Source organism: Elstera litoralis (assembly GCF_000963705.1).
GTDB lineage: Bacteria > Pseudomonadota > Alphaproteobacteria > Elsterales > Elsteraceae > Elstera > Elstera litoralis.
On the sequence record NZ_LAJY01000336.1, the window covers coordinates 1 to 8,558 of the forward strand.

Consider the following 8,558-nt stretch of genomic DNA (forward strand, 5'->3'; position numbering starts at 1 on the left):
GGTTATCACGCCCTTGCCAGGGCCGCCGCCGCCCGCAACACCGCCATCGCCGGGCGAGGTGATTGCGGCGGCGATGACGGAAGGCCAAGCGGCAATCAGCATTTTGCAGGCGCAAGCGGCGGCGGGCGGAACTTACGCCCAGACGGCAACGGCGGACCTTCAGGAACTCTCGACGGCGGCAACGGCGGCTATTCCCCCGGCAAAGCCCCCGGAGGAGTCGGTGCCGGGGGGAAACCAGTAACCGCCACGCGGGGGCGAAACGTAAGGACGCAAATATTTTTGCCGTAAGGAGGTATGATGCCCGAGCCAACATCGGTTAACGCGCAAATCGTTGACGTCATCAATCAGGTGCAAACCGCGACGATGAGCCCGCAGGTTGTGCTCACCAGTGGCGCGGGCAAAGCCTATCAGTCGGTCGCCCAAACGGCGGCGATTACGGTGCAGGACGCCGCCGATGCCTTGCGCAATATCTCGACGATCGCCACCACGGCGGTCGGCGTGGCAATGGCGCAATTCCTGGCAACCGGCGACCCTAAATACTCCCAGGCCATGCAGATCGCCCAATCGATGATGACCTCGGCCACGACGGATTTCAGCAACATTGGCTCGGCCGCCGCGACGGTGTTAAAGGAATTTCCGTCGGGTTAGAACAGCGGGTGTTCTGCCATTTTAAAAGAGGGTTGTTCCTATCATGACCGTCATGGTTGCCAATCGTTTGGTGCAAAATCAAGCTGCCCTGTCGGATATCGGGCGGCTCGCGCTAGCCTTCATCGATGGCGGACCCGAATGGTTGTCCTGGGCAATCTCGACGCCAACGGCGCAATATGCTTTTGCCGATGAAACCACACTGCTGGCCCAGGTTCAGCAAGGGTTGCATACCTCGCGCTTTGCCTTCCTGCCGACCCTTCAGGCGATGATTAGCCCGGTGAAACTGATCTCCCTCGGCGTCGCGGATCTGCGCACACTCGGGCGGGCCGAATCGGGCGATACCAGCGCGCCGATCCAAGCCCAGATCAAGCGCATTTTTACCGATCATCATCTGTTGAGCGGCAGCGATTTTGCGCAGGGAACGGCCTTTTTGCAGACCTTGGGGGTCAATCAGGCCGGGTTGTTTCAGTTCCTGACGTTTGAGGATCAACTCGCCCTCTATCAACTCGCGGCGCAACCGAGCACTCAAACGGCAATTCCAGGAACCGAGGCCGCGCAGTTTGCCGTGAGCCAAGCGCGAACCGTTTTGGAATTCGCCGACTATTATCAGTTCTACCTGCGCTATTGCAGCCGCATGCCGACGGCCAGTACGGCACAGCAGCGCGGAACGCAGGCCACCAGTGCCTTGATGGTGCTCTTGCCGCTGCTGTTCAGCGCGCTCGATGCGCCGCAGGTGCCGGGGCTGGTGTCGCCTGCGGAAGTGGCCAATGCTATCTCGGTCTGGGTGCGCAACGGACGGCAAGTCGGCTTCTCCCGCCTGTCGGAAGCGGCGGCGCAGATTGCGCAGAATACCGTTTTCCAGTTGGAAACCGGCGATGCCGCGCGGGCACTGGTTCAATCCTATATTGCCGGCGCGCAGGCGCTGATCGTGGCCCAGCCGGTGCGGCAGGGGATCTTAGGGCAGGATGGGGCCTCGTGCCTGTTTCCGATTCGCTCCGGCGATCAACAGGCCACATTGATGCTTGGGGGAACGGGGCTCATTACGCTGCGCTCCTACGGGCTGCAACCGCCGTCGGCGAGCGAGACTCTGGTTGCGGGCAACCGGCTTGCCGATGCCCCGGATAGCGACGCATGACATGGTATGGGCGGAGTGAATGATGCGCAAACCGGCCCCTCCCGGCACGAAACCGAGCGCTCCCGCATCGGGAGCCAAGCCAACCGCGTCGGCTGCAAAACCGCCCCCGGCCAAACCTGCTCGGCCCCAGATTCTCCCGCAGAATTTGGTCCCGGCCTTAGGGGAATCGAATATGTCTGACCCTGCTTCCCCTGTACCGGCGGCTCCCGTGCTTGCGGTTCCGCCGCCCGAGCCGGTTGCCTCGCCCGTCCCGTCGATTCTAACGCCGCCGGTTTTACCGGAAGCCCCGATGCCGGTTCCACCGCCGGTTGAGGCGGCCGATCCCGTGTCGCCGGACCCCGTACCGCCGCTGACCGCCCTCGATTCTGCCGTTCAAGCGTCCGAGGCGGCTATTTTGGGTTCGATTGCCTCGGCCGAAGCCGCCATTCAAGCCGCCGAAGCGCAGATGCAGGAGCAAATGGCCGCCGCCCAGGCCAGTGGCGCGGCGCTCATCGCGTCGGTCACGCAAACGACGGCAACTGCCGTGCAGGCGGCCAGCGATGCGGCGGCGCAGGCGGTTGCGGCGGCGTCGCCCGCCGCCCAGGCGAATGCGCTCGATGGAACCATTGCGGCCAGCGATCAGGCCATTGCTCAAATCATCGCCCAAACCCAAGCGGCGGCCCAGGCCGCTTTAGCCTCGGCGGTCGCGGCGACCGATCAGAGCATTCAAAGGGCCGTACAGTTCGTGCAGCCGCTGAAGGGGCCGCAATCGACCTAACCATGTTCCAGCCGTTCAGCGAGGGGGTTCCCGCCCGTGGTAAAGCGCCATCAACACGCTTTTCAGGTTCTTCCCGGTGGCGCGCAACCAGCCCAGGGGCTTGCCGAAACCTGTCTTGAAACCGTAGCGGCACTCGTCTCGACGGCAACCCATACGCAGGTGGTGCTGCCGCCGCCGCGCGATTCGTCCCTGGCGTGGAAGTCCAACGCCGTCCATCCGCTGCAATCGCTGGAAACCGAATATCAGGGCATCGTTCGCGACGCCGCGCGCGGGCTGACCGATCCCGATGCCCATAAGACGGCGGAATCGACGGCGCTTAGTCAGTTCTTCAGTTTCGATGTCGCAGTGCCGAAGCTCTTGGGGGTCGGGCCGGGCCAACCCTATGACGGGATGGCCATTCCCTTGATCGACGATCAACTGCGTACCGCCATACGCGAGGCGAAAGCCGCCGGGCGGGCGATTGACGCGTCGCTTGCGGGGGCAAACGTCGCGGTCGGGCCGGTGGAGGCGGCGCTGCTGACGAGCTGGACCCTGGCGATGGGCCTATTGCGCAAATTTTACCGGATTCCAGGGTCTGACCGATGGCGGATCGCGACACTGGATGCGGCGCGGAACGCGCTGATTGGGCTCGATGCCGCGATTCGCGGCGCTGCGAGTTGGAACCAGTTGCAGCAGTATCAGCATAATCTTCGGGTTGGGCTCGGCGCGCTGGAAGAGGCGGTGGCGGGATATGCCAGCGTGCAGATGATCTATTTCATCGAAAGCTTCTACCTCTACCGTCTGCTCATCCGCTATCGCCTGGAGGCCCAAACGGCGATTAGCGGCGAGGATACGATCAAAGTCAGCGGCGAGTTGACGAAGATCATCACCCGCCAGCCTTGGCTTTCGGAATGGCTGCGCGACAAGCTGCTCGTTTTGAACCGGCGCCTGCTGGCGCTCGATCCCAGTCAGAACATCCTGTTCTTCCTCAAGGGCGGGCGGGCGATCAAATATCTCGAAGGGGTGCCGCAGCAGGGCGAAAACGATTGGGATACGCAGATTGTCATCAACCCCAATCTGCCCGCCGAGGCTTGGTATGATCTGTATCGGCGCGTGCAGAACCTCGTACTGCTGCTGCTGCAAGATTTTCGCCTGGAATTTTACACGCTGCTGAACCATCACGCGCCGGAGTTCGAGCGCGCGCTGGTGGCCGATGCGCGTGCCCTACCGCCGCCGCCGGATGAGGCCTTGCCGGACCCGCTCAATCCGCCCGAACCGCCGCAGGTCGATGTTGATCCGCCGGTTGGGGTTATGCCCGCGCCCCACCGGGCGGCGTGTAAATCGGAACTGATCGATGTCGGGTTACCGCGCTACGATACGATTGAAGCGCGCGAACAATGGGCGCAACTTCACAATAGTTTGGTCCAGGGGCCGGATGGCATGCCCTATCCCGGCTATCTCTATTACATCAATGAATATATCGCGATGCTGCGCGAGGTGTTTCTGGGGCGCTCGCCCTCGGCCCATAAAGCGCCGAAGCGGATTGAGCGGCTCTATAAGCTGCTCTCGCCTCAGTCGGCGCAGCTAACGCAGGATCTCGATGCGGTGGTTGCCCACGAGCGCGCGCTTATTCCGCCAACCCTCCTGCCGCAGTCGGTCGCGGTTGCGGACACGCAGCAAGACCCAGCCTTGCGGCGGGTTTTGCTGATCCTCTTGCAGCAATTCTCCCTGGCCTATGCGCTGCCCGCCGATCCCCAGTTTGCAGCGGGCTTTGATGATTTCTTTACGGCGAATATTGCGAATGCCGCCACCCTCGGCGCGCCGCCGCAGGATTTGGCCAATGCCATTCAGGCGGTGGTCGCTGAGGATACCCAGCATCCGGAGCGCCCGCCGAAATGGAACCCGGCCTATAACGGCCTCGTGACGATGGTCGGCTTTTGCCAATGGGTTTCGGAGCAGATGGAACAGCATCTGCTGGACCGCTCGGCTTTCCTGACGCAGCAAAAGCAGGTGCTGAGCGGGTTAATGGCGGTGGTGGCCGGGATTTTCTCGACGCGGGAGGAATGGGAGCTGGAAATGGCGATGACCGCCGGGTCCGCCGCCCAGCTTCAGGCCGATTACACGCGCTATTCGCATCCTGAGGCGCTCGATCCGCCCTTCGTGATTACCGCAGGCTTCTACGCGCAGAACCCCCAGGCCGATCCGGCGACGATCATCGAAATGGTCACCGCCGCGATTAAACCCTATCTGGGCAGCAATCCCAGTCTGACCTTGGGGCCGTCGAACCCGGTCGGGGTTTTGCGGATTTTCTGGGCGACGGCGGTGCCCTTGGGGGCGCTGACCTACGCGCCCTTGGTCGTGTCGCTCGCGGTGGCTCCCCAGGCGGCGGGCTGGCCACAGCTCGCCTATATCTGGGGGCTCCCGGTCTTGGGTCTGCGCGATTTGGTGCGCGCCTACCAGCGGCAGTCGGCGGAGATCGAGGAATATGGTCGGCGATTACGCCTGAAGGCGACCACGGCGGCGCTGACGGAAATCTATAGTCGCGCGAATAATCCCGAACCGCCGAACCCCACGCTGATTGCCTTGGCGGAAGGCCGTTGCGCCTATCTGAAGCTGAGCAGTACCGACCGCGCCAATGGCATTCAGGGGGATTATCCGCCCCCCTATTTCCCGGCGGGTGCCTTCGAATTGGCGGTCACGAATAATCCCGATGCCCTGCGCCAAAGCTTAACGCTGCCCCCGGCTGCGCCGGGCGTTGTGCGCACGCTCGATCTGCTGGTGCTCAATCAGGGCCACGGCGATTGGGCGCGCTTTGCCACCTGGAGCGCGCAAGACCTTACCGCCAATCTGGTTGCGCCTCTGGTGGCTTCCAAGGTTCAGGCCCGGCTCATCGTGCTCGATTTTTGCCTGTCGGCCTCGCTTCTGGCCGTCTTTACCCCGCTCGTCGCGGCCGGGGGGCAGATTATTTCCAGCGTCTATAGCACGACCGAAGTGGTGATGACGCCCGATGTTTGGACTCAACTGAAACCTGGCTTGGACGCGCGCAATCAGGGGACGATTGCCACCGTGCTGGCAACCCGGCTGCAAGCCCTGGCCGCCAATACGACGGGCCTCGCGCAACTCGAACCCGTGCATGCGGCAACGCCTGAACAGGTCGCTCTACATCTGCACGACCACCCCGACGACCGCGACCCGATCTCGATCATCCGCGTGCTGCGCCCGATGGGCGGCGATATGCGCGCCAATGCCCAGAATTTGCCGCGCCTGTTCCAAGACTTGAACGCTTTCAAACAGCGCCCCTTGCCGTGGGAGACGGTGGGGTTTGCCGAGCAGGCCATTCTCGCCAAACTCCCGCGCACGGCGGATCTTTTCACGGCGCAGGTCTATGGCGAGATGCTGACGGCTTTGCGCCAGCGCGTGACCGCCATTCTGACCGAATCCGCCTACCGCATCGGGCTGCCGATCGAGACCTTGGTGCCGCTGCCGCTGTTCGACGGGCCGAATGGGGCCTTGTGGGATTTGCTCATCCAGCATCAGGCCGGGCTGCTGGCGCTTGCCAAAGGCCTGCGCCGCTGCCCGACGCCCTTCACTCGCTTTACCGCTCCCACCAAGCGCTTAACCGTGGACGATGCCCTGCTGGCAACGCCCATCGCGCCGGAGGTGGCAATCCTCCTGAACGCGCTTGAGCCGAACGCCAGCGCCGATGCCACGCAAATGCTGACCAGCTTGAAGGACAGTAGCGCCGTGCTGAGTTTCGACGGCCAGCGCAATTACGATCAGCCCTAGGGAACGCCCGATGCCGACGACAAAACCCGTCACGCCGCAAGAGTTTTGGCCGCTGTTCGAAGCATGGGCCAAGGCTCGGATTACCCCTGGCGTTTTGGCGTTGCCGCACGGCTGGTCGGACTGGGCCTTGAGCGATTTTCAGGCTTACGCGCTCACCCAGGCGGGGTTGGATCAAAGCCCCGATGCAGGGGGGTTAGATATTACGCGCAGCGCGCATCTTCTTTTAGGGGGGGATCGGCTTGCCTATCTGTTCAATCGCGAAAACCCGCAGGCCACCCGCTTCATTCTCTGCCTTAGCGGTCAATCCTTACACCAGTCGGCAGCCGATTATAGTGCGGGGATTCAGCGGGATATGCATCGACTGAGCGAGGGCAGGGTTGATCCGACCCTCGCGGGCGCCGTGCCGATCCTGGTCGGCGTCTGCTGGGAGGCGGAGGCGCGCTCCGCCCTGCGGGGGGCGGGTTTCGAGACGCATTTTTCAGTTCCCCTGGAGCCGTCCGGCGGGACGGTTATCACGGCGCTCAGCCTGCGCGTTGCCCCGGCGACAGGCGGCACCTCGCCGCGCTGGCCGGAAAGAGTCGTAAGGCCGCCAACGCCGGCACTGGCTTCCCTCATCGCTACCGCCGCGCCGACTCCGCCCGTGACGTTCGATCTCGCCGCCCTGGCCCAGACCTCGGCCCCTGTTGCGCCGCCCATTCCCCCTGTGGCCGGGCCGTCGCCCTTTACCGGGCTTTTCCGGCCATCGGTTCCCCCGGCACCATCGCCCTTCGCGCCGCCATCGGCATCGATTGGGGGGAGCGGATCATGAGCATCGCTTTTTCGTCATTCTCGGTTCTGGCGAACGTCAATTTTCCGGCGGGCGGGGGCCTTGCCCCGCTTGCCCCGGCGGGCCGGCAATACGCACATGCGCCTCGCCCACGCCGCGCCGGTCGGTATTGGGGCGACGCAGACGAGCTCTGCCGCGCTTATCGCCTATGGCTTGGGGTGGGGGGCGGCTGCGACTATTACGCCGCGCCCGTCTATGGCGTTGCCCGGCAATTTCATGGTACCGCCGGGGCCGATCTTGGCGCTCGCCGATCTCAACACAAGTTTGCTGCGGCTGGCGAGCCGGTGGTGGATGAATGACCGCGAGGCGGAGCGGCGGGTTGCTATCGACGCCTTTCTGCGGACCTTCTTGCATCGGTTGGATCACGCCGCCATTGGCGTTTATCTGGAACGTGCCCTTAATACGCCGGGAGCGGCCTATAGTGTCAGCACGGGGGTGGCCGCGAATCAGTATATCGGTCATGGCGATCTCGATTACGTCATCGGCGGGCCGGTTGCCCCTGCGGGAGCGCCGGTGACGCTGATACCGGCGGGCGCTTTGGGGGCACCCGCCTTTGCGGCCATCACGGCGCGTATGCTTGCTCCCCCGGTTCCGCCCCCCTTGTGCCGCCGCCTGCGCCGATTTGGGAGCAAAGCCTGATTATTGAGGCCAAGCGGGATCTCATCACTCAATTGCCCACGGCCCAGTGGCAGATTTGCGCCATTCTTGCCACGCAGTCGCAATTACTCCCCCTACCGGCACCGCCCTTTCCCCGCTACCTGCGCGGCATTCTCACGGACGGTCGTTATTGGGCTTTTTATCAACTGAGTACCGCCCTTCCCACGTTTCAAAGCACAGTGCTGATCGATGCGACGGCCCCCGGCATGCCCGCGGGGGTAGCGCTCGTTGGCGGTGGGGCGGTGCCGGGGAGCGAGATCGTTTTGCGGATGCTGCGCAAATATGTGCTGCTTTGGAATCAAACCAATGTGGACGGATGGCTGTGACACCCCTGGGGCGCTTTCTCCCGCTGACCTGTCGGAGCTGACGATGAATATCACGCTTGCTTGCGGTAAATTTACCCGCGCCCAAATCGAGGTTCCGATCAACATTGCGGGGGATCTGTATAATTCTATCTTATCGATAGGGCCTGACTGGCAGGATTCCGAGAGTTCTTCGATTTTTTTGAATTGGATTGGCGAGTATTGCTCTCAAAAAATTGAGCATGTCGCGGAAATCATCAATGCAAGTTATCCGGCGTCGCTCACCGATCCCTCCGACCCTGAAAGTTTCATTCTCAGCACTATTTCGGCATCGGCGCGGTGGCAACCGGGATGGTCCGAGGCAGTCTTTTGTAGTCGCACGGGTTTCAATGATATGGTTCAGCAGTTTCGGACTGTGATGGACCCCGAAAATCTGGTGAGCGGCGAGGCGAGTTTTCAGGAGCTTTG

8 protein-coding genes and 1 pseudogene are annotated in these 8,558 nt (G+C 62.9%); all 9 read left to right on the forward strand.

The window, feature by feature from the left end; genetic code table 11:
* Positions 1 to 241, forward strand: a pseudogene (locus VZ95_RS25635) (hypothetical protein); the annotation flags it as partial.
* 56 nt (positions 242 to 297) lie between these two features.
* Complete coding sequence (locus tag VZ95_RS13035) at positions 298 to 648, forward strand: hypothetical protein (protein WP_045776238.1); 351 nt, start codon at positions 298 to 300, stop codon at positions 646 to 648.
* A 43-nt stretch (positions 649 to 691) separates the two neighbouring features.
* Entirely contained in the window at positions 692 to 1,783 is a 1,092-nt protein-coding gene (locus VZ95_RS13040) for a hypothetical protein (RefSeq protein ID WP_045776230.1), read from the forward strand.
* A gap of 172 nt (positions 1,784 to 1,955) precedes the next feature.
* Positions 1,956 to 2,540: a hypothetical protein gene (locus VZ95_RS13045; RefSeq protein ID WP_156995284.1), complete on the forward strand. Its 585-nt coding sequence runs from the start codon at positions 1,956 to 1,958 to the stop codon at positions 2,538 to 2,540.
* Between the two features lie 36 nt (positions 2,541 to 2,576).
* Entirely contained in the window at positions 2,577 to 6,305 is a 3,729-nt protein-coding gene (locus VZ95_RS13050) for a hypothetical protein (RefSeq protein ID WP_045776232.1), read from the forward strand.
* Positions 6,306 to 6,315: 10 nt separating this feature from the next.
* Positions 6,316 to 7,113 (forward strand): hypothetical protein, encoded by a 798-nt coding sequence (locus VZ95_RS13055; protein WP_045776233.1) that lies wholly within the window; start codon positions 6,316 to 6,318, stop codon positions 7,111 to 7,113.
* Between the two features lie 96 nt (positions 7,114 to 7,209).
* Entirely contained in the window at positions 7,210 to 7,770 is a 561-nt protein-coding gene (locus VZ95_RS13060) for a hypothetical protein (RefSeq protein WP_045776234.1), read from the forward strand.
* Complete coding sequence (locus tag VZ95_RS13065) at positions 7,734 to 8,114, forward strand: hypothetical protein (RefSeq protein ID WP_045776235.1); 381 nt, start codon at positions 7,734 to 7,736, stop codon at positions 8,112 to 8,114. The genes VZ95_RS13060 and VZ95_RS13065 overlap by 37 nt, the downstream gene beginning before the upstream one ends.
* A gap of 43 nt (positions 8,115 to 8,157) precedes the next feature.
* The coding region (locus VZ95_RS13070; RefSeq protein ID WP_045776236.1) for a hypothetical protein at positions 8,158 to 8,558 on the forward strand (401 nt) is incomplete at its 3' end.

Coding starts and splice junctions, on each gene's coding strand:
- VZ95_RS13035 (WP_045776238.1), top strand. CDS start 298: ATGCCCGAGCCAACATCGGTTAACGCGCAAATCGTTGACGTCATCAAT.
- VZ95_RS13040 (WP_045776230.1), top strand. CDS start 692: ATGACCGTCATGGTTGCCAATCGTTTGGTGCAAAATCAAGCTGCCCTG.
- VZ95_RS13045 (WP_156995284.1), top strand. CDS start 1,956: ATGTCTGACCCTGCTTCCCCTGTACCGGCGGCTCCCGTGCTTGCGGTT.
- VZ95_RS13055 (WP_045776233.1), top strand. CDS start 6,316: ATGCCGACGACAAAACCCGTCACGCCGCAAGAGTTTTGGCCGCTGTTC.
- VZ95_RS13060 (WP_045776234.1), top strand. CDS start 7,210: ATGCGCCTCGCCCACGCCGCGCCGGTCGGTATTGGGGCGACGCAGACG.